Origin of the sequence: Chryseobacterium vrystaatense (assembly GCF_000737765.1) — a bacterium.
Lineage (GTDB): Bacteria > Bacteroidota > Bacteroidia > Flavobacteriales > Weeksellaceae > Chryseobacterium > Chryseobacterium vrystaatense.
This window is the reverse complement of record NZ_JPRI01000012.1, coordinates 573,608-593,797: the sequence shown is the minus strand read 5'-3', so window position 1 is coordinate 593,797 and position 20,190 is coordinate 573,608. Positions and strand designations below refer to the sequence as shown.

At 37.4% G+C, this 20,190-nt stretch carries 18 protein-coding genes and 1 tRNA gene; 11 read left to right on the top strand and 8 right to left on the bottom strand.

Annotated elements, in window-relative coordinates:
• Positions 1-256 precede the first annotated feature (256 nt).
• The 3 genes from IW16_RS24945 (at position 257) to IW16_RS24935 (ending at position 7,412) form a co-directional block, all read left to right on the top strand.
• A complete protein-coding gene (locus tag IW16_RS24945; RefSeq protein WP_051890766.1) occupies positions 257-3,037 on the top strand; it encodes a chondroitinase family polysaccharide lyase in 2,781 nt (926 codons plus the stop codon).
• Between the two features lie 266 nt (positions 3,038-3,303).
• Entirely contained in the window at positions 3,304-6,966 is a 3,663-nt protein-coding gene (locus IW16_RS24940) for a DUF6443 domain-containing protein (RefSeq protein WP_051890764.1), read from the top strand.
• The gene (locus IW16_RS24935; protein WP_034751202.1) at positions 6,966-7,412 is read left to right on the top strand and encodes a hypothetical protein; all 447 of its coding nucleotides are present in this window, start codon (positions 6,966-6,968) and stop codon (positions 7,410-7,412) included. Before IW16_RS24940 ends, IW16_RS24935 begins: the two co-directional genes overlap by 1 nt.
• 188 nt (positions 7,413-7,600) lie before the next feature.
• On the opposite strand, the gene IW16_RS24930 is transcribed toward IW16_RS24935, so the two are convergent.
• The 5 genes from IW16_RS24930 to IW16_RS24910 form a co-directional block, all read right to left on the bottom strand.
• On the bottom strand, positions 7,601-8,749 hold the full coding sequence (locus IW16_RS24930; protein WP_034751198.1) for a DUF4236 domain-containing protein: 1,149 nt from the start codon (positions 8,747-8,749) through the stop codon (positions 7,601-7,603).
• A gap of 138 nt (positions 8,750-8,887) precedes the next feature.
• Positions 8,888-9,244, bottom strand: a complete 357-nt coding sequence (locus tag IW16_RS26000; protein WP_051890762.1) for a nuclear transport factor 2 family protein — start codon at positions 9,242-9,244, stop codon at positions 8,888-8,890.
• A gap of 2 nt (positions 9,245-9,246) precedes the next feature.
• A complete protein-coding gene (locus IW16_RS24920; RefSeq protein ID WP_165572041.1) occupies positions 9,247-9,831 on the bottom strand; it encodes an FMN-dependent NADH-azoreductase in 585 nt (194 codons plus the stop codon).
• Positions 9,832-9,890: 59 nt separating this feature from the next.
• Positions 9,891-10,523 carry a sigma factor-like helix-turn-helix DNA-binding protein gene (locus IW16_RS24915; RefSeq protein WP_034751196.1) on the bottom strand — a complete coding sequence of 211 codons (633 nt, stop codon included), beginning with the start codon at positions 10,521-10,523 and terminating at the stop codon, positions 9,891-9,893.
• Positions 10,510-10,722, bottom strand: coding sequence for an RNA polymerase sigma factor (locus tag IW16_RS24910; protein WP_034751194.1), 213 nt, complete (start codon positions 10,720-10,722; stop codon positions 10,510-10,512). Before IW16_RS24910 ends, IW16_RS24915 begins: the two co-directional genes overlap by 14 nt.
• A 189-nt stretch (positions 10,723-10,911) precedes the next feature.
• On the opposite strand from IW16_RS24910, the gene IW16_RS24905 reads away from it, so the two are divergent.
• From IW16_RS24905 to IW16_RS24890, 4 genes are read left to right on the top strand one after another with little or no spacing between them, the layout of a single operon-like run.
• Positions 10,912-11,823 (top strand): hypothetical protein, encoded by a 912-nt coding sequence (locus IW16_RS24905; RefSeq protein WP_034751192.1) that lies wholly within the window; start codon positions 10,912-10,914, stop codon positions 11,821-11,823.
• On the top strand, positions 11,810-12,445 hold the full coding sequence (locus IW16_RS24900; RefSeq protein WP_034751190.1) for an ABC transporter ATP-binding protein: 636 nt from the start codon (positions 11,810-11,812) through the stop codon (positions 12,443-12,445). Before IW16_RS24905 ends, IW16_RS24900 begins: the two co-directional genes overlap by 14 nt.
• Before the next feature lie 11 nt (positions 12,446-12,456).
• The gene (locus IW16_RS24895; RefSeq protein WP_228376995.1) at positions 12,457-13,023 is read left to right on the top strand and encodes an AAA family ATPase; all 567 of its coding nucleotides are present in this window, start codon (positions 12,457-12,459) and stop codon (positions 13,021-13,023) included.
• A gap of 29 nt (positions 13,024-13,052) precedes the next feature.
• Entirely contained in the window at positions 13,053-13,622 is a 570-nt protein-coding gene (locus IW16_RS24890) for a DUF6624 domain-containing protein (protein ID WP_034751187.1), read from the top strand.
• Positions 13,623-13,632: 10 nt separating this feature from the next.
• Here IW16_RS24890 and IW16_RS24885 read toward each other — a convergent pair whose 3' ends face one another.
• Positions 13,633-14,550 (bottom strand): GNAT family N-acetyltransferase, encoded by a 918-nt coding sequence (locus IW16_RS24885; RefSeq protein ID WP_034751445.1) that lies wholly within the window; start codon positions 14,548-14,550, stop codon positions 13,633-13,635.
• A gap of 693 nt (positions 14,551-15,243) precedes the next feature.
• On the opposite strand from IW16_RS24885, the gene IW16_RS24880 reads away from it, so the two are divergent.
• The 4 genes from IW16_RS24880 (at position 15,244) to IW16_RS24865 (ending at position 19,170) form a co-directional block, all read left to right on the top strand.
• Positions 15,244-15,328 (top strand) — tRNA-Ser (locus IW16_RS24880).
• 241 nt (positions 15,329-15,569) lie between these two features.
• Positions 15,570-18,023 (top strand): hypothetical protein, encoded by a 2,454-nt coding sequence (locus IW16_RS24875; RefSeq protein ID WP_034751185.1) that lies wholly within the window; start codon positions 15,570-15,572, stop codon positions 18,021-18,023.
• A gap of 359 nt (positions 18,024-18,382) precedes the next feature.
• Positions 18,383-18,865: a hypothetical protein gene (locus IW16_RS24870; protein WP_034751181.1), complete on the top strand. Its 483-nt coding sequence runs from the start codon at positions 18,383-18,385 to the stop codon at positions 18,863-18,865.
• 77 nt (positions 18,866-18,942) lie between these two features.
• Positions 18,943-19,170: a hypothetical protein gene (locus IW16_RS24865; protein ID WP_051890758.1), complete on the top strand. Its 228-nt coding sequence runs from the start codon at positions 18,943-18,945 to the stop codon at positions 19,168-19,170.
• On the opposite strand, the gene IW16_RS27035 is transcribed toward IW16_RS24865, so the two are convergent.
• Both IW16_RS27035 and IW16_RS27030 read right to left on the bottom strand, forming a co-directional pair.
• Positions 19,167-19,304 carry a transposase gene (locus tag IW16_RS27035; RefSeq protein WP_262484366.1) on the bottom strand — a complete coding sequence of 46 codons (138 nt, stop codon included), beginning with the start codon at positions 19,302-19,304 and terminating at the stop codon, positions 19,167-19,169. The genes IW16_RS24865 and IW16_RS27035 overlap by 4 nt on opposite strands.
• 16 nt (positions 19,305-19,320) lie before the next feature.
• Positions 19,321-19,653 (bottom strand): transposase, encoded by a 333-nt coding sequence (locus IW16_RS27030; RefSeq protein ID WP_228376997.1) that lies wholly within the window; start codon positions 19,651-19,653, stop codon positions 19,321-19,323.
• Between the last annotated feature and the right edge of the window lie 537 nt (positions 19,654-20,190).

Below are 20,190 nucleotides of genomic sequence, written 5' to 3'. Positions count from 1 at the left end.
AGAAAAATAATTTGATCCTGAAAACAGGAAATAGAATTCCGGTATTCATCAAATAAACCGCAGACTTATTTCTTAAGAAATAACGGGAGTAAGAAATCAGCAGATCGTTGTCTTTTTGGAAGTATCTCATTATCCGTTTAATAGCAATTTAAAAATTATTTATACATATACCAACTTGGGAATGTGATAGATAGGATAAATTTGATGAGAAAAAGCAGAGTAAATATTCATATCTTTGTGAATAAACCAAAACCTTATGCTGAAGTCTGTTTTATATTCCTTTGTATTGCTGAGCTGCTCTCCCTTTTATGCACAGCTTACTGAAGTAAACGCTGTAAAAATAAAATACATCAACTGGCTCACCGACAATACGGTCACGACCTATTCCAATACAAGTGTTAAAGGTCTGTATGACCGATACATCCAGTTTGGAAATAATGCGGAGACCAACGTAGTCAATAATTACAATTTCAATGCTCCGGGCCCGGTATGGAATATGACCAACGGAACAGATAACGGGGCGATGGTAACCCTTGTTAATAATCATTTACTATATCTGGTGATGTCTTATCACTTAAAGGGGCCATTGGTCAACGGGCAGCCATCCAATCCAAAATACCACAGTGCTGCAGGCAAAGATTTGATTCTAAAGATTTTTAAGTACATCAAAGACAAGGGAATCAACAGTACAACCAATTTTAACTTTGGTTTAAATGCTTCGCAGGAAACGGTTAATATCAATAATTCAGGTTTCGGACTGCGCTGTTTCACCTATGCAGCATGCGTTCTTCTGATGAAAGAAGAGTTGGTACAGGCCGGAGAATTTTCTCATCATATGGGAGTTCTGGGCAATCTTACCTCTTTTTTAGATCCTGATAATCCTAATTTTCATTTTACCAATCCCGGATTTAATACAGATGTCGTCAGAGCATTGATAGAAACCCGGTTATGTTACGTTTTGGGGCAGGATGATTCGGATGCCGATAAATTGGCCAATATGAAATTTCTGGTAGATTTTACCGATAATGCTCTTTTAATAGGTAACGGATGGGCAGATTTTATAAAACCTGATTTCACCACGTATCATCATAGAGGGGCTTATGCCAACAGCTATGGTGGAGATGCCCTTTTTTCGATGTCTATTATGAATTATATTCTTAAGGGTTCCGCCTATGAGCTGAAGCAGATTTCGCAGGGACATCTAAAGACAGCTTTGATGAGTTATCGGAAATTCAGTGCAGATTTTGAAATGCCACGGGGGCTGGCCGGACGTTTCCCCAATTCTACGACACCTCTTTCAGATTACAAGTATGCTTTTGCTTTATGGTATGCTGCAGATCCTGTAGCGAATGCAGATGCAGGGCAGTTCTTTAAAAGGATGTACAATATGTCTGGATTTAACAGAGCTTTAAGTGTAAAAAATCCCGTCATGGCCGGACAGATTGCTGTCGGAATCAATAATACACTCACTCCCGATGTTCCGGTTACACAGGGACATTTCGGTTTCCCTTATGCAGGATTGAGTGTCCATAAATACAACGGATATCAAATTGCTGTAAAAGGAACCAGTAAACATATCTGGCATTATGAAAACAGTGACTCGGAAAATCTTTTCGGAAGATATACTTCTGCAGGAGCTATGGAGATTTTATCTGCAGGTTCACCGAAGACGCGTCTTTCCAATGGTTTGGGCGTAGCCAATGCTCAGGGAGCAGTGACAGATGATGGCTGGGACTGGGCACATATACCAGGTGTTACCGCGGCCTTTCTTCCTCTCAGTGGGATATCATCAGGAGTAAGCAGAGAATTTAACGGCAAAAATTTTCTTGCCCATGCTTCTCTGGACAACCATGGTGTTTTTGCAATGGATTATAAGGACATCAATTCTCCCACAGGAATGTCTGTCCTGAAAACAGTATTTTTCTTTAAAGATAAAGCATTAAGTCTGGGGTCAGATCTTAAAGATGCGGGTGGAACGAATCCCATACATACGACCGTTTTCCAGACCGGGCTGCCAACCGCTTCTACCGCTACAACGATCAATGGAGTACCGCAGAGCGGATTAAATGTCAATTTTTCGCAGAGCTCAGGAAGTGTATGGGCCACAGATGCTGTGGGTAACGGTTTTGTGATACCTGCCGGATCTTACACAGGTTCTGTAGTCATTAAAAGAAGTACCCAGCAGTCACGTAACTATTCCAATACTGCAGATACTCAGGGAGATTATACAACAGCTTATATAGATCACGGTACAGCTCCTTCCTCAGGTCGCTACCGTTATGGGATTCTTCTTCAGGGAGGAACTTCTGCAACACAGAATTTTGCAGATCACCTCACAGATTATTTTGAGGTCATCCAGCAGAATGAAAAAGCACATGTTGTGAAATTCGTAGAGGATAACACCTATAATTATGTGATTTTTGATGCAACCTCTGTTTTTCAGTCCGATGCTGTGATCTCTGCAGATAAGCCTTCAGTCGTAATGACTCAAGCTCTTAATGCAGGCAGTAAGCTGAAAGTAAGTCTTACCAATCCGAATCTGGGTCTGTTGAATGACAATGAAGCATTTACCTATTCACAGATAACCGGAACAGCATCCCGTCTCTACAGGGTACCTCAGATTGTTCCTGTAAAGCTCAAGCTGGCTGGAAAATGGAAACCGGAGTTTCCTGCAAATAACATAACCACTGTAATAACAGGAAATACAACGGAAGTAACGTTTAGTACCATCAACGGCATCACCATTCAGACAAGCCTGGTCCCGGAAACATTCTTAAACAGCCTCGAAGCAGAATCAGGCAGAGAGCAGGATGTTTTTACAGTTTACCCAAATCCTGCCAAAGAGAATGTAAAGATTGTGCTGAAGAAGGGCAGTGCCGAAAATATCAAAATAATGGATAGAGCAGGAAATGATATCACATCAAAAATTAAGGTTACAGAACATAACAATACGCTCGATCTTAATTTGGGAACCGTTGAAAAAGGATGGTACCTCATATGCATCGGCGGACAATGCAGGAAATTAATTAAAGACTAGATTTTTTTGAGATTTTAAATGATACTATGTTAATGTAAATAAGTCCGGATAAAAAATCCGGACTTATTGTTTTGCCAAACCACTCTATTTTATGAGATTTTACCATTTTACCTGTTTAATTTTGTTTAAGTAATACTATATTAAAAGGTTAAAGCCTTAAATTATTCATCATAATAAATTAAGTAACTACAAATATTCACCAATTGGGGATCATGTATTGACTGATGCTTTTGTAAAGCATTAGATTTCACAAAAACAATACAACGATGAAAAAGATAGCTATCCCAATGGGTCTGTTATGCACCTCAGGTCTTATACTGTGCCAAACAGGTCCAACTTCTACAGAAAACTATATCCAGTCCAAAACCTATCTTGATTATAATGCCTCGGGCCAGTCTACAAAAACAGCTGAAACGGTTCAGTATTTTGACGGGTTAGGAAGGCCAAAGCAAATCGTTAATGTAAAAGCTTCACCTCTCGGAAGAGATGTGGTCACGCATATCGAATATGATGCATTCGGAAGACAGGCCAAAGACTTCCTTCCCGTTCCTCAGGCGGGAACGCTGAACGGGGCTATTGTCCCTTCTTCGTTAGCCAATGCTACCGAGCCTGATATTTATGGGTCTGAAAAGATCTTCTCCGAGAAAGTATTTCAGAACTCCCCATTAGACAGGATCATTGCACAAAGACCGGTTGGAAATGCCTGGGAGGATAAACCTGTTGCTTTTTGGTATGATGCGGTTACCACAGCAGATGCTGTAAAGAAGTTTTCTACCACTACCATCTGGGAAAACGGTGCCACTAAAAGCACTCCTTCCCATGCCGGAATATATCAGGATGCACAGCTCTATAAAAATACGGTTATCGATGAAGACGGAAACCAAACCATTGAGTTCAAAAATGGCAGAGGTCAGGTTATACTGCTGCGAAAAGTAGTGAGTGCCTCAGAAAATGCAGATACCTATTATGTATACAATGAATACAATCAGCTTGCTTTTGTTGTTCCGCCGTTATTAGCTAAAATCAAAAGCTGGAGCCAGGCAGATCAGGATAATCTGGCCTATGAATATCGCTATGATGGCAGAAACCGTCTGGTAGAAAAGAAACTTCCGGGTAAAGATTGGGAAACGATGATTTATGATAAACAGGACAGACTGGTAGGAACTCAGGATGCTGAACTGCGGAAAAAAGGACAATGGCTTTATACCAAGTACGATCAGTTTGGAAGAACAGCTATTACAGGACTCGCAACAGGTAATACAGGAACAACACCTGGGAGTATCAGAATTGCTGAACAGAATATTGTGGATGGGTATAGCTCCAATAATGTCAACAGGCTCAATACCGTATTTTTTGAAAGACAGGGAATGGATGTGTATTATGGAAATCCGGATACCAGCTATCCCAATTCTTCCAAGTGGGTCACTTTACTGTCTCTGAATTATTATGATTCTTATCCCGCTTACAGCTTTAATCCATCTATATCAGATGTTTTGGGAGAGTCTATTCTTACAGGAACCGTTACCGATGGGAAAAGTACCAAAGGACTTCCGGTAATGAGTTTTGTAAAGAATATTGAAGATGACAACTGGACCAAGAATTACACCTATTACGATACGAGAGGGCGTGTAGTCGGAACCTATTCTATTAACCATTTGGGAGGCTATACACAAACAGAATCCAAGCTGGATTTTGCAGGAGTTCCGCAGAATATCAATACCTATCACCTGCGAAAACCTGGTGAATCAGGAATAACTGTTAAAGAACGATTTGTCTATGACCATCAAAACAGACTGAAAGAACATTACCATCAGGTCGATGACAAACCGGAACAGCTATTAGCCGAAAACAGCTATAACGAATTGTCCCAGCTCAAAAATAAGAAAGTAGGAAACAATCTGCAGAGCATTGATTATACCTATAATATCCGAGGTTGGATGTCCGGCATCAATAAAGATCAGATGACTATTCCCGATTTGGGAGGAAAGCTGTTTTCCTATAAAATTAAATACAATCAGAAAGAAGGAATTACCAATCCGGACCAGACGTTGTTTTTGGGAAAAGATGTCAAAGCGAAATACAATGGAAATATTGCAGAAATAGACTGGCGTGCGATAGAATCCATAGGAGCCAACCCTTCTTTGCTCCCTAAGAGATATGGATATGCATATGATTCATTGAACAGGCTGACCGCAGGATATTACCAGAATCCACAGAATCCTTACAGTAAAGAAAATATAGAATCACTGGCCTACGATCTGAATGGAAATGTGATCAATCTGTACAGAACATCCGTAATGGAATACGGAAACAATACCGCTACTGTAATTGATCATCTGGATTATACCTATACTGGGAACCAGGCTGTGAAAATCAAAGATATCAGCGGAAACAAGACCGGGTATGAGGGAACAGCTGGTTTTCCTATTGATTATGATACCAACGGAAATATGACCAGTATGATGGATAAACAGATTACTGGAATAGGTTACAATTATTTGAACCTTCCGAACAAAATTAATATAGGTGTTGACCAGATCACTACCCAGATTAGTACAAAATACCGTGCTGACGGCGTGAAGCTCAGAAAAGAGAATGTTAAGAGCTCGGTAGGTTTTGCAGGAACTGACACCACTATGCAGACAACGGATTATTTAGATGGATTTCAGTATTATAAATCTGTAAGTTCGGGAGGTACAGGAGAAAGTTCTGAAATGGTAATGATGTCAAAACACGCATTTGAACCACAGGCCTTTACTCTGATCGGAATTCCTGATCCAACGGTTGACCCGCCCCTTGGAGGTGGTGGAATACTTACACCTGCAAAAACTCCTGACTTACAGTTTTTCCCCACATCAGAAGGATTTTATGATTATGCCAAAAATCAATATATTTATAGCTATAAGGATCAGGTGGGGAACATTCGTATATCTTATGGAAGAAATAATAACGGTAATTTAGAGATTGTGGATGCTAATGATTATTATCCTTTTGGGATGAATCACTTAAAAACAGGGAATGCATTCTTTGGGGTAGGATCGTATAAAAGCTATAAAATGCAAGGACAGGAATTACAGGAAACAGGTTTTTATGCTTACAAATGGCGTCAATATATGTCTGATGTAGGGAGGTTTTTCAGCGTGGATCCTCTTTCTGAACAATTCCCTTATAATAGTACTTATGCTTTCCAAGAAAATAAATTAGGAATGGGCGTTGAGCTAGAAGGTTTGGAATTATTAAAGAATCATACTGGATTTTTTGCTATTCATGGAAATGATATGAAAGTAAAGCGGGCTCCAATTTCTCAAATAAGTAATGGACGAGCCGCATTCACAGCGGGAGGTATAGGGTTATCAACAAATGGATATAATCCAGGAGGAGCAAGAATGTCTTCTGGAACAACAGGATTAAAATTAAATTCATATAAATATAATGGACCTTTGGTGGGGGACGCTCAATTGCAAAACATGAAAGATTATCCGGTGGCAAGTGATCGTCAGAGACCAACCACTACAAAAACAGGTGCAGAGATGTGGAACCTTAAACAAACCGCTGTAGATAAGACAGTAGCTACAGATCTTGGGGTAAGAGAGATTGCTGCTTTAATTCAGTTAGGTGCTAATATTCCTGATGCAGTTAAAAGTATGGGTAATTATGTGCAGGCATCAAAAGATGTTAAGGTAATTGAAGGACAAGCAATGAGGATGGATGATGCAATCAATTATGTGGATTCTAGTGGAATTGAGATGAATCAACAAACGAGAAATGATGTAGTTAATTATGTTTATGATGGGACTCTACCTGACTCTAATGCGGGATTAATGCCTAACTCTTTAATAATTCAAAATGGAACCCAGATTATGAAAGATAATGGCATTCCTATTCAGCCTCTTGATCAACAGTTAATAAATAAAAATATTCAACAATAATGAAAACAATAACAGCCGTTTTAATTCTTTTTCTTTTGGTAAGTTGTGTATCTCAAGATCAAAAAGATAAGGAACAAATAGAACAAACAGTTAGTAAATATTGGAATGCAGTAAGAGACAATGACATGAAGGCATACAAAAATCTTTTTGATGAAAGTGAAGATTATAGTGGAGCCATGCAAGCTGATCTATATTTTCTTCATAAAAACTATGCAAAAATAAATCTTAATAATGTTTTGTTAAAAGACTTTAAAATTAAAGATACAACCGTAATATTTGCTGGAAATAAACAAAAGTATGTTCAGTATGTTATAGCAAAAAAAAATGATCCTAATAATCTAACAAAAGATCTAGTAATTACTTTAATGTTTTACAAACCTATAGGATTTAATAAGATATATAATCTTGCTCCATTAAAAAATCATATCGGTTGGGAAAAAGACTGATAAACACATTTTATAGTCAATTACAGTTTTTGAAGAAGGATTAAAATTAAAATTTATATACTGAAATCTTCTTAATTCTGAATCTATATAAACAAAATAAAACCTTATCAGTACATTATATTATACTTGGTCCCAAAAATTAAAGTTAAACTCATTATATGTCCAGCTATCATTCACGGCATATGATTTTAAAACACTTTAGACAGGAATTCAGACTGATATATTTTAAATGCCTTTCCAAACTGTTCTGCCAGTTCATAATTGCTGAATTGATACTCCTCATTAAGTCCTGTATCTGTATTCATTTTGATATGGCCATAACGAACTACTGGAATCTGATAATTACTTTTGAATCTTTTGTCGCGGGTTCCGTTTTTGTTGACTTTAGCCCATGTCCTGTCTATGATTTTTGTATCAGCAGGCACTTCGGATTCTTCAGTAAAGCGTAATGAAGAATGATAAAGCTTCAGTTCGTCTATTCCGATAATGCCAAAATGATTGTCATTGGTGTACATGACAACGAAAGTGGGGTAGAAATAAAGGTCAGCTCCGTTTGCATTTTTTAAGTACAAAGCCGGATAATCTGACTTTATATAAGGAAGCGATTTCAAAGAAAATTTAACCTCCTTTCTACTAACAAGCTTACTGGCGGATGAGCGTGCAGCGACTCTATCTTGGAAATGAGCACTCGTAATATCCCAGATCTTTTTAGATCCGGTAAGTTTCTTGAAGCATTCATAAACATCTTCAAATTTGGATCTGATGTCATTGTCGAAGTCTACTTCAAGATTCACATAACATTTCTCGATTATATCGTTCGTGCTGTCAATAGCTTCCTGTTGGGCAGTAATATCTGTATTGAGTTGTGGAATAATGTTTTTATTAATCAGTCCGTAAATAAAAAGATAGCCTAATATCTTTTTGGTTTTTGTGAAGGATAAAGTTCTCTTAATCTTTTTTAGATCAGCTGTCAGTTCTGCCTTCTGTTTTTGTGCTAAGATAATAGCTTCCTTAATTCCCTGCATATTTTGACTCGTAATTTCATGGACATCGGCGCTGAAAATAGTGTCCTCAAAAAAAACGGGTATGTTGACGTTGGGCTGGGAAGGCTGCACTGGAGATAAATTTAAATTTGATCTCGATTTTGATCTTGAGTTTGAACCGGAAAGTTGAAAGCTATTTGAAAATCCAAGAACATGAGTGTTGAGTCTTGTTCCTGATTTGCTGAAGTTAATACTTGCTCCTTTTACGCCGATCGATGTTGATATTCCTCTTTTGCTGATATTAAGGTGTACTCCGGGTATTACCTTGATTCTTTTTCTATAGCTCCAGGCCATGATTAATAATTTTACAGGTTACTGTTCTCTCTGATTCAAAAATACCAGATTTTAACAGGATTGTTTTACGGGTTTCCGTAAAACCTGTATTAAAAGGTTTTATGTTTCAGGTAAAATCTTTTAATACAGGTCTATAAGTTATTTCCGTTCTATCACCGGAACATTCCCTATCACCTGCCACTTTCCATTTTCCCGGACACAGGTAATGAGTGAAGAAAATTTCAGAACCGGACTTTCCAAAGAAACTTTGGCATAAGCAATATTATTTTTCTCTTCCAAAGAGTGATACAATATGGTTCGCGGTTGGCCGCCAAATTTTTTATCACGAACCAGGCTGATGTACTCTTCTTTAGGAATGACAAAAATTCCCGGCTGATCAAAAAATCCGTCCTGAACATTTTGGTAGCTTGGGTGAATAACCTGTTCAAGTAGCTGTGTATCTCTTTGATCACCACCTTTAATGAATTGCTCTATAGCTTTTTTTATCTGGTCCATGATTAATTTAAATATTTAAAAATTGATGTCTCTATTACGTTCATTTTCTCAGAAAGCTGATCCGGAGCTGCAGTTCCTTCCAGTGGAAAATAACGGATATCCCGGATTCCCATATGATTTAAAATGCTCGTTAAATGGATCTCAAGGGGATTCACGCCTCCGTGTGCGGAATGAATGCCTCCCGCTACAGAGATAATATGTGCTTTCTTGCCGGAAAGAAGTCCTTTGATTCCATGATCGTACATAAATGTTTTTCTGGTCCTGATCACAAGGTCAAAATAAGCTTTCAGAGAAGAAGGAATTCCATAATTATACATAGGACAGGTGATCAGAATTTCGCTGCTTCGGTAAAGTTCATCAATCAGTTCATCAGACAGAAGAAGACCTTCAGAATGAAGACTTTCATCCAGAAAAGCATCATAGGTTTGCTGGGTAAGATGTGGAGTAGGATGAATGGTTGTGTCCCTTTGAATAACGGCTCCATCAGGATGCTTCATGATCCACTGATTCACAAAATAATCGCCCATCCGGCGTGAATAAGAATCTTCAAGTCTGAGACTGCTGTCGATTCGGAGAAGTGTGTTCATACTTTTTTCTTTAAAGACACACATGGATTTCGAAATGTGACAAAAAAGAAGAAATTAAGCTAGAGTACTCTTTTCAGTTTTTCCGGATCTACAATAGAATAGATCTCGCGGATCAGACCATGGTCATCAATATCCAAAATATGACAGTTATAAACCCGGTCACCCTGCCAGAAACACAAAGCCGGCTGGTGGCTGAATATATGAAAAGTAAATCGTTTTCCCGTAAGAAACTGCTGCTGTACGTAAGCCAGAAGAGAGGCTGTGGCAGATTTTCCGGTTTCAACGGCTTTGATGACACGGATCCGTTTTCCTCCGTCTGCAGAAAGTCTGATATCGTCCATGAGAAGTTCTTCGATTCTTGTAATATCTCCTTCACTTAAAGCTTCCTGATATTGATGAAGTATTTGAGTATCCGTTGAATATGAAGTATCGGGAGCATATTTGATATGCTGAAGCTGTTTTCCTGCCCGACTCAGCAATTTCCGGGAGTTTTCTACGGAAATGTCAAGGGTTTCAGCGATCTCCTGATGGGAATATTCGAAGGCTTCTTTTAAAATATAAACGGCCCTTTCTTTGGCATTCAGTTTTTCCAAAAGGACGAGGAGGGTATAACGGGCGGTTTGTTCTTTAATTAGTTTATGATCTGTGTGGTCAAAGGAAAGAGGTTCGGGAAGCCATTCACCGTACACCATTTTTTTTGGTGTGTCTGTTCTTAAAGTTGATCGCGTGGTTGATCGTACTTTTGATCAGGAAATTAGTTTCATTTCTGATCTCCGATTGGTCCAGAGAAATATATTTTTCTATCACATCCTGCACCAGATCCTGGGCATCTTCATACGAACCTGTGATATTGTAGGCATAGGTCAATAATCTGCTGTAATTTTCCTGCATGATATTTCTTTTGAAGACAAACTTAATGAATAAAACGTGACAGATTATTTCAAAAATATGAGTTTTTTAACTTAAAATAAACCCCTGAAGATCGAAATATTTGAATTTTTTTTGGCAATTTGCAATCCTGAAAAATAAGCAATAAGTCCGGCATGTTCTTTCTATCGCTTTAATATAGATACTTTAGAATTGAAAACACTAATCAACCATCTGAAATTCAGGTTTTACCAGTTATTCAGGATCTTTAATCTGGATATGAAGGTGAGCATACCGTTTCTGCTCGTATTCATACTGATGATCGCTATTAAACTGCCGTCTGATCGTTATTACCCTGTTCTGTTTCTGATGACGGCCCTTGTGTTTCACTGGAGCAGAAAAGATATCCCTTTTTTGAAGAAGATTTTTGAAAAAAGCTGGCGGCTGGTCGTTATCCTGGAATCTGCACTTATTTATACCGTGTTACTGCTGGGAAATATCCATTACAAAATTGAAGAAACAGGTCTTTCGCTGTTCCTTATTATCATAGCATTTGGTTTTTTCTTTCCCAAAACCAAGCTTAATCCTGCCCTGAAATGGGATTACATACCCGATCATCTGTTTGAATGGAAAAGTTTCCTGAGAAAGAATACCCTGTTTTCAGTCATTGGATATATCATAATACTCGCTTCATCCTATCATCCGGCATCGCTGATTGTGGCAGGTATTTTTGTGATGGACTATATTTCAGAAATCTATGAACCTTATGAAAGTAAGGAAATGCTTGAGATGTATTTTAAAAAAATGAGTTTAAAGGAGAAAATAAGAAAAAACTCTTTGTTTTTCAATATTCTGCTACTGCCTGTTTATATTTCCTTTATGATGTTAAACCTCAATGACAGTCTCTACCTGCTGTACTATTTTGTCTTTATGAATCTGTATTTCCTGATGGTCATCAGCAGAAAGTATAAGCTCTATCATTATAAAGAAAAAAGAGGCTGTCACAATGTCATGGTCTATATAGAATTTCTTTTCTGCAGCATGACGGTGATTCCTGCCTTGGTGATCATCAGTAAGAATTTAAGAAACGCTGAACAAAATATCAAAACCTATGTTGGAGATTAAAAATTTAAAAGTTGAATTCAAAAATCAGAATGTTCTGAATGGGGTAGATCTGGCGCTGGAAGAAGGTTGTATTGTAGGCATCCTCGGAAAGAACGGAGCAGGAAAGACCACGCTGTTTGATTCTTTGTATCAAAACAATAAATTTTCCGGAAGTATCAGCTGGAACAGCGGACCTCTAAAGCGCAGTTCTGTTTCTTATCTCGAAACTGAAAACTACTTTTATCCCTATATTACGGGAGAAGAATATTTATCCTACTTTGCACGTGAAAAGAAAATTGACGGGAAGGAACTGACGGATAAATTCAATCTTCCGATGAAAAAATATGTGCAGTACTATTCCAGCGGAATGAAGAAAAAATTAGCCCTGATCGGAATGCTGATGCTGGATAAACCTGTAAATATTCTTGATGAGCCTTTTAACGGAGTGGATTTTGAAGGCGTGCATATTCTTTATGACATTATCAGGCAGCTGAAGTCAGAAAATAAAGTAGTGATTATCAGTTCTCATATCATCGAAACACTCTTTCATACCTGTGATAAAATAGCGGTTTTGAAGAATGGCAGAATTGACAGAATATACAACAGGGAGGAATTTAGTGAATTAAATACGTTGAAATTTTAATTTTTTTTGGCTTGAAAACTAACGGCAATATATCAGATCAGTTGTATATCATCACAGGCGGCCCCGGGGTTGGTAAAACCACGATTCTAAATGAATTGGACAAGATGGGCTTTCTGACAGTTCCGGAAGAAGCAAGGAGGATTATTAAAGAGCAGGTCAGGGTTGACGGTGATGGTCTTCCATGGCGAAATAAAGAGCTGTATGCAGAGCTGATGTTCAGTGCTTCTTTGCAGACCTATCATACCATAAAAAATACCCTATCAAAAGATACGGTTTTCTTTGACCGCGGTTTGCTGGATACGGTTTGTTATATGAATATGGAAAATATACCGGTTCCGGTACAAACAGTAAAAGCAGTACATGAAACAAAATATAATCCCAATGTTTTTATTCTGCCGCCCTGGAAGGAAATTTATGAAACAGACAGTGAGCGGAAACAGGATTGGGAAGAAGCAGTATTCACGTTTGAAAAGATCAAGCAGACTTACCTTGATTATGGCTATACTGTGATTGAAGTTCCAAAAGATAAGGTAGAGAACAGAGTTAAATTTATTATAGACCGGATAGAAGAATCTTAGACCATTGTAAACTTTAGAAAGGAAAAGATATGGACCCGCTGATATCAAAAGAATTAATCCAATTGGCAGAAAAAGACCTGTCGGTAAGGGAAAAACTACTTGCTGAAAATCAACTTTCCGGTGGTTATCACCCCGACATGGAACGTATTCACAGACAAAATGCAGAACGGCTTCGGGAGATGATCCGGGACATTGGATTTCCAACGGTTTCCAAAGTAGGAGCAGAAGCAAGCGATGCCGCGTGGCTGATCATACAGCATTCCATTGGCGAACCTGCATTCATGAAAGAATGTTATGTCATGATGCTTGAAAATCAAAACGATACCAGTTGCTCAAACATCGCTTATTTATATGACAGGATCCAGGTTTTTCAGAGTAAACCGCAGCGGTATGGCACCCAGCTCACCGCGGGAGGAGTGCCTTATCCGGTAGAAAATAAAACCTTGCTGAATGAGAAACGCTTGCAGGCAGAATTGCCACCTCTTTCTCAAGAAGTGATCACTAATATTGCTGATATAGAAATGATTCCGGAAATTGATGGACAGGATGCAGATTACAATGCCTGGAGGATAAAAACAGGATGGCTATCTGATCATTAACAGCATGAGACTAGGTGTGTGACAAAGCCGGAATCTTCAACTGATATTTTTCAAAACTTTCCTGAAGCTCCTGACTGACAAATAACTGTAAATCCTCATCTTTCCATAATCTGTATTCAAAATTACCCTGATCCGGTGAAAATCCTAAAACTACTTCCGTGAAAGAGATATCGCTGAAAGCAGCAATGACTTCGTTCAGATCGGTTGGAACGGGACTGAAAATATCAATAATATGAAGGATTTTTTCATCGATTTCCATCACAACCGCACAGTTAAGTTTTTCGATAAAGTAAACAGCATCTTTATAACCCATTTCAGGATTCGCATAGCAGTAGAAAAAAGTAAGACCTTTGCTTTTGGTTGGGAATGAGGTGTTTGGGAAAGCATTTTCAACCAGGTTTTCAAATAACTTAAGGTCAGCAATGTGGTCCAGATTCAGTTTTTTTGCTTCCTGTTTTTTCGTAAAATCCAAATGGGCAGTCTTTTGGAATGCTTCATACTCCTGTACCGGAACAAAGCCGAACTTTGGATAGAAATCCATTACCGATTCATTGGCAAAAAGGAACATACCGTCTGTCTTTTCTTTAAAGTCAGTCTGTATCCTTTCCATTAAAAAACGGCTTAATCCCTGATTTCTGTATTCTTCATCTGTCATTACGGTTCCCAGCTGCAAAAGAGTTTTTGTCTGGCCATCAAGGGTATGGGTAAAAAGGCTTACTGTTGTATGGGAAATGATTCTGTCTCCGTCAAACAGGGAATACAGAATACAGGTGCTGTCCCAGAACCCGGACTGATAATAATTTTCGAAATCAAATTCCCAGAACTGGCGGGTCATCCTGTTAAATTCCATCCGGAGTTTTTCGTCGTTCTGATATTGAATATGGAGGGTATAGCTGAGATTATTGATGACTGTATTTTCTGTTTTCATTTTTTTCATGGGTTAGATCATTCTGCATAGGGTCTGTTTTCTTTTGGATAAGTTTTTATGGGCAGACCACTGTTAAATTTTCCTGTGATTTTAATACCGTAATTAAAGATGATGTTTTGGATGGCATATAATGGTAATAAAAATAGTATTTTTCCGTTATAAACAGCCTGCTGAGGTATTACATCTTATTCAGGTCAGTAAAAATAACCATTTATTAAACATGAAAATTAAGTATTATTCTATTCTATTCAGTCTTTTATTTGTAAGATTATTTTCCCAGACCCCTGAAACCTTTTAAAACTGAAAGGACATAAAAATGCAGATCTTATCATTACCAATGACCGCGGGATTCGTCCGGGTGGAATGAGGCATCCCCATTCCTGGAGTATTATGGATTCCAATGAATGTTTAGGCTGGATTGTAAAGCATTTTAAGCAGCAGGAATCTGCATTGAAAGAAATAAATAAAAAAAATATGAAAAATTAATCTCAACAGGTCTCGGGAGGACCTGATTTTGAATTCTATTATTTATCAGACCGTTGCGGATGCTTTTGTAGAAGGGACTTCTCTTAAATAGAAGATTTTTTAAGCGTAAGAATCAATTTTTTTTATAAAGTGTCAAAAAATATTTTGCCAGTTTCAAAAAACGTTATATATTTGCACCACTGAAAACGACGGTACAGCCGTTATTCAGGAGAGATGGCAGAGTGGTCGATTGCGATAGTCTTGAAAACTATTGACTGTAACAGGTCCGGGGGTTCGAATCCCTCTCTCTCCGCTGAAAAGCTTTTTTAAAGTTTTTAAAAAATATCTAAATCTCGCAAATCAATGATTTGCGAGATCTTTTTGTTTATAACAATTCACGAAATTTTCAAAAATTCGAATCATTTTTAGAATCTTGACCCTATTCTAATGTATGAAGATACCACAGATTTATTGTTTTTGAATATAAGATACTGAAAAGTAGTATGTTTGATTAATTTTATATATTTTTGATGAAATCACATTGAAAAACATATATGAAAAAAATTCTTATCCTGCTTTTGTTATTGGGATACATCAGCATTTTTTCACAGTCAAAAGTTATTGTCAGAAATTCCGGTGATCAGTCACCCATTTCTAATGCAACAGTTTCCTGTAACAACAAGATCATAGGAAGAACAGACGTATCAGGGACCTCTGTTTTTACAACAAAATGTAAAAAAGTAGAAATTTCGGCAAGCGGATTCCAGAATGACGACATTGTTGTTGATAAAGTGATGGAGGTTTTTTTAGCTAAGGCTGACCCTAACGTCAAAAATATTCAGACCATAGTTTTGGAAAATAAAAGTGATCCCAGAGCATTAGAAATTCTCAGAAAAGTCAACGAAAATTACCAGCAGAATTCTCCTAAGAGTTTAGAGTCTTATTCATTCAAATCCTATGAGAAAATTTCTCTGGATTTTGATGAAGACAGTATCAATGCTTATAATGCTTACATCACCAACCGTATCGACTCCCTTAAGAAGCTGCCACAACGTTCCATGAAAGCAACGGAGAAAAAAGATTCTCTGGAGTCTGTTAATCTTATGAAGCTGGTAGGTGGAAGTAAAATGTTTTTGTGGGAAAGAGCCTCTCAAAACCTTTATTCAAAGAAATACGGGGAGAAAATCAATATTTTAGATAACAAAGTTGCCGGTCTAAAAGAGCCTATATATGAACTGATGGCTTTCCGCTCCAACAGAAATCAGATTCCAAAGGAAGTTCGTGAGGAAAACAGGAATCTTTATCGTTTCTTTCTAACAGATTCTATCGAAATAGAAGGACGGGAGAATTATGTTATCCGATTTCGCCAGGTTGATTACAAACAGTCTGCAAAACAAACAAAATTCAATGGGTATCTCTATGTAGACAAAGGAACCTACGCCTTGAAAAAAATAGAAAGCAACAGTAAAATTAAAAGTGAAGGCAGTATTACGAGCATCTGGAAACCTGTTGAAAACAAATGGTTTCTTGTCAAAGAAAACTACAAACTAAAAATGGGTTCTGCCTCTTTTGATAATGATGACCGTAAGGATAAAAATAAAACTAAAGAGGAAAAAGAATCCGGTAAAAAGAACATCAAAAAGTTTGGCAGTTATGCTTTTGTAACGGCTGATTATTTTGATTTCAAAACCTCTATTGAAGAAAAGCCCGAAGATTTTAAAGGCTATACCATGAGCGTTAAAAATTCAGACGGAAACAGCATTGATCAATACCGTACCGAAAATCTTACCGGCCGCGAAGCAGCGACCTATACTAAAATCGACAGCTTAAGTGCCAAATATAAACTCAACCAAAGAGCAAAAGCTTTGACCGGTTTGCTCAAAGGAAAAATAAGGGTCGGAATGGTGGATTTTGACCTTTCTAAAGTAATTGGTTACAATAAATATGAGCACATACGTCTGGGGGCTGGTGCCAAACTGAATGAAAAGTTCAGCAGATTTATTTCTCCGGATGCTTATTTTGCATATGGTATTTATGATAAAGATTTTAAATACGGAGTGGGAGTAGATGTGCGGACAACATTGCAGAAAAACTCCTTTTTTCGCGCTGAATATTTTGATGATGTGATGGCAGCCGGCCGTTTTTCTGAAAATCTATGGAATTTCAGAATGAAAATAATGAACTCAGGAGTTGCTCTGAACAATAACGTTTTTTTCGGTTATAAAGGTTTTAAAGTAAGTTATGAAAATGACCTTACCAATGCCTTAACGATCAATATTGCTGCTAAAAGGACCCAGGAAGAATCGAAATTTAATTATAATTTTAAAGAGCTTGGAAGCCGTTTCGATATTGCATCATCAACCATCACATTGAAATATTCTCCTAATTCTAAAAATATTATGACGCCTACCGGAAAATATACGTACGAACAGAATCTTCCGGAATTCTATCTCAATTATGAGCAGGCTTATAAAGCATTGGGAGGTGATGTTCAGTTCAGTAGGTTTGACGCACTATTTGTTCATAATTTTAAGACCAAGCTTGGTTTAACGGGGGTGAGACTGTATGGAGGACTGGTTACCGGTGATGCCCCAATATGGAAGAATTTTACACTGAACGGGTTAGGGAATGGAAATGGAGGATTGAATTTCAACCTTACTTCCTATCTGGGTTTTGCAACAATGGAAGGCGGGAAATATTATAATGACAAGTTTGTAGGAGCTTATCTGACGCATAGGCTGCCGTGGTATTTTAAAAGCTTTGGAAAGAATGTTTCAAGTTTCGATGTGATTTACAGAGGAACAGTCGGCGACATGAAAAATCCGGAATTTCACCAGTTTGAATTTAAAAAATTAGATCATTTGTATAATGAGCTGGGACTGGAGTGGAATAATTTTTTATCCTCCCAGTTTAATCTAGGGTTTTTCTACAGGGTAGGGCATTACAATACTCCAAAATTTAAAGATAACTTTGCGATTCAATTTAAGCTTAAACTTCTGGGCTTCTAAAAACGATATGAAATTTAACTCAAAAAAAACTGTTCAAAAGAACAGTTTTTTTTTATAAAGAATACGATAGCTTTATCCAAATTTTCGACATCTCATCCCGGTTTTTGAATCGTTGTTTAAAACTTTTTACACGGATAATCAAATGGGAATCAATTAGACTGACTTTCTCCTTTCAATTTTAGGGTAAACATAAGGTTATCCTTTTAAATATTTAAAATCAGATCTGTAAAAATAAAATTTTGATACAGAGAAAATTGCGTAATATTACTCAGAAGGGTAGTGGAGGCAAAGACGAAAATAATACTAAGCCAAAACTATTTTTCGGGACCCAAAAACATCAGTAACAAAAACAAATTAATATGACATCTAAAACATTCTTTGTGGCTGCATTAATTGCAGGAACATTATCAACAGTGACCTCATGCTCTTATTTTGAAAGCGGTAAAAACCGTGAAAAAGGGACGCCAGTGGAATCCTCAAAGACAGCAGTACAAAAAATTTTGGACGACAAAGAAGCCAGTGAAGGGAAACGTTTTTCTATTACAGGCTATTTGAATTATTCGGCAGGAATGACGGTTTATGTTGGCAGACCTCAAACAGTATATGTCAATACCGCACCGGGTGATGGCGGAGAAACGATCACTCCCATAGAGATGGCATGGGCAGAAAACGGACATAATAGTGTTTTCGTTCCTGAAAATGCGGGACGCGGATCTGATAAAACAATATTTTACGATAATGAAGGAAATCCACTAACAACAAATGATAAGGTAGAAGTATCGTTTGAAGTGGGAAAAGCATCAGTTTATCCCGTTGAAGTAAGAATAGACAAAGTAAAATAATTAGGGAGGGAAACCTGCAGCATTTGACGAATTTTTCAAAATCAATTGTGATAGGATAGTTCCTTCTGCTTAATGGCTTGGGAGGTATTGGCAATCCGACAGAAGGGAGAGGACTGGATTATCCTTATTTCATTACAACCGAGCCTGTAATAGTTAAAAAAATAGTACTGCCTAAAGGAACAAAGCTGACATATGAGGAACAGCTTTTTAAGAAAGGACAGCAGGACAGGATCATGAATGAAAAAAAGCTTACCAATATAGAGCTGCCCAAAGGAAAAACGAGCACAGGCAAAAGTTGGGGCTAAGCAAAAAGATACGATAATCTGAATAAGAAAAAAGCATGATCCTTCACTCCCCTAAGCTGTAGTCTAAAATTTTTTATTTTAGCATTGAAAGATTCAGCGGCTGCCTTGGTGCTTCCTGTCTCAAAATAATTCAGTACATCTCTGCAATGATTAGTTATAGTCCTGCTTAAAGTAGCAAATGTAATATTTTGATTGTAGATAAGCCCATATTACTTGTATGGTATTCGGAAAACATCTTTTTGAAATAAGTTTCATAGGCCCTGCCATATCTAAAGTGATTTCTTTTATTTTTCTCCGAAGTTTGCTGCTTATTTTTGAAAGATGTTCTATGATAACATCACTTTTTATTCCTTTAATAATCGCTGCAATACTTCCTTTTTTAGCTTTTGCTTTTTTGGAAGTGAGAACATTATAAAGTTCGCCATAGGATAACGCGAGTTCATCTAAAGATAAATATTCCGGGAGATTACAGGCATAAAGTATCCAGTCTTCTGCATGGGATTTTTTTTCTATTGCCGATATCCACTGAGCTTATTTTTGTATTGTTTTTGAAAACTCTTCCCATTGATCCCGAAAAGATCAACAATCATTTTTAGGGGATACGCTTTAGTATCGGCTAATTTTTTTTAAGAATCCCGCAAAGTCCTGAGGTATTCTAGTTCCTTTACAGACTACTTGCCAGTCTCTTTGCAGTATTTATCCAGATGACTTATCTGTCCATCTTCTTCTTCTTTTTTTACATGAAGTTTTACAATTTTACCACGCAAGGAATAATCAGTAATGGTGATTGCAGGTACAAAGCTTTTGATTTCAATAAGCGATCGGAGAATTTATGCGGATGTATTTTTTCTTCAAAGAAGATGTGAAGTTCCTTATTCTGTTGTTCTTCTGCGATAATATCAAAATGCTCTACCAAAAACTCAGGTAGTAATAATTTTAGAAGGTCGCGATAGCTTATCATAAAAACACAAAAAACGTATAGCTAATTGATTTCTTAATCTCTTGCCGGCGATATAAAAA

Excerpts from the sequence above, each read along its gene's own strand:
- IW16_RS24875 (WP_034751185.1), top strand. The coding sequence starts at position 15,570 with ATGAAAAAAATTCTTATCCTGCTTTTGTTATTGGGATACATCAGCATT.
- IW16_RS24945 (WP_051890766.1), top strand. The coding sequence starts at position 257 with ATGCTGAAGTCTGTTTTATATTCCTTTGTATTGCTGAGCTGCTCTCCC.
- IW16_RS24910 (WP_034751194.1), bottom strand. The coding sequence starts at position 10,722 with ATGCAGGAAAATTACAGCAGATTATTGACCTATGCCTACAATATCACA.
- IW16_RS24940 (WP_051890764.1), top strand. The coding sequence starts at position 3,304 with ATGAAAAAGATAGCTATCCCAATGGGTCTGTTATGCACCTCAGGTCTT.
- IW16_RS24890 (WP_034751187.1), top strand. The coding sequence starts at position 13,053 with ATGGACCCGCTGATATCAAAAGAATTAATCCAATTGGCAGAAAAAGAC.
- IW16_RS24915 (WP_034751196.1), bottom strand. The coding sequence starts at position 10,523 with ATGGTGTACGGTGAATGGCTTCCCGAACCTCTTTCCTTTGACCACACA.
- IW16_RS24900 (WP_034751190.1), top strand. The coding sequence starts at position 11,810 with ATGTTGGAGATTAAAAATTTAAAAGTTGAATTCAAAAATCAGAATGTT.
- IW16_RS26000 (WP_051890762.1), bottom strand. The coding sequence starts at position 9,244 with ATGGACCAGATAAAAAAAGCTATAGAGCAATTCATTAAAGGTGGTGAT.
- IW16_RS24920 (WP_165572041.1), bottom strand. The coding sequence starts at position 9,831 with ATGAACACACTTCTCCGAATCGACAGCAGTCTCAGACTTGAAGATTCT.
- IW16_RS24870 (WP_034751181.1), top strand. The coding sequence starts at position 18,383 with ATGACATCTAAAACATTCTTTGTGGCTGCATTAATTGCAGGAACATTA.
- IW16_RS24930 (WP_034751198.1), bottom strand. The coding sequence starts at position 8,749 with ATGGCCTGGAGCTATAGAAAAAGAATCAAGGTAATACCCGGAGTACAC.
- IW16_RS24935 (WP_034751202.1), top strand. The coding sequence starts at position 6,966 with ATGAAAACAATAACAGCCGTTTTAATTCTTTTTCTTTTGGTAAGTTGT.
- IW16_RS24885 (WP_034751445.1), bottom strand. The coding sequence starts at position 14,550 with ATGAAAACAGAAAATACAGTCATCAATAATCTCAGCTATACCCTCCAT.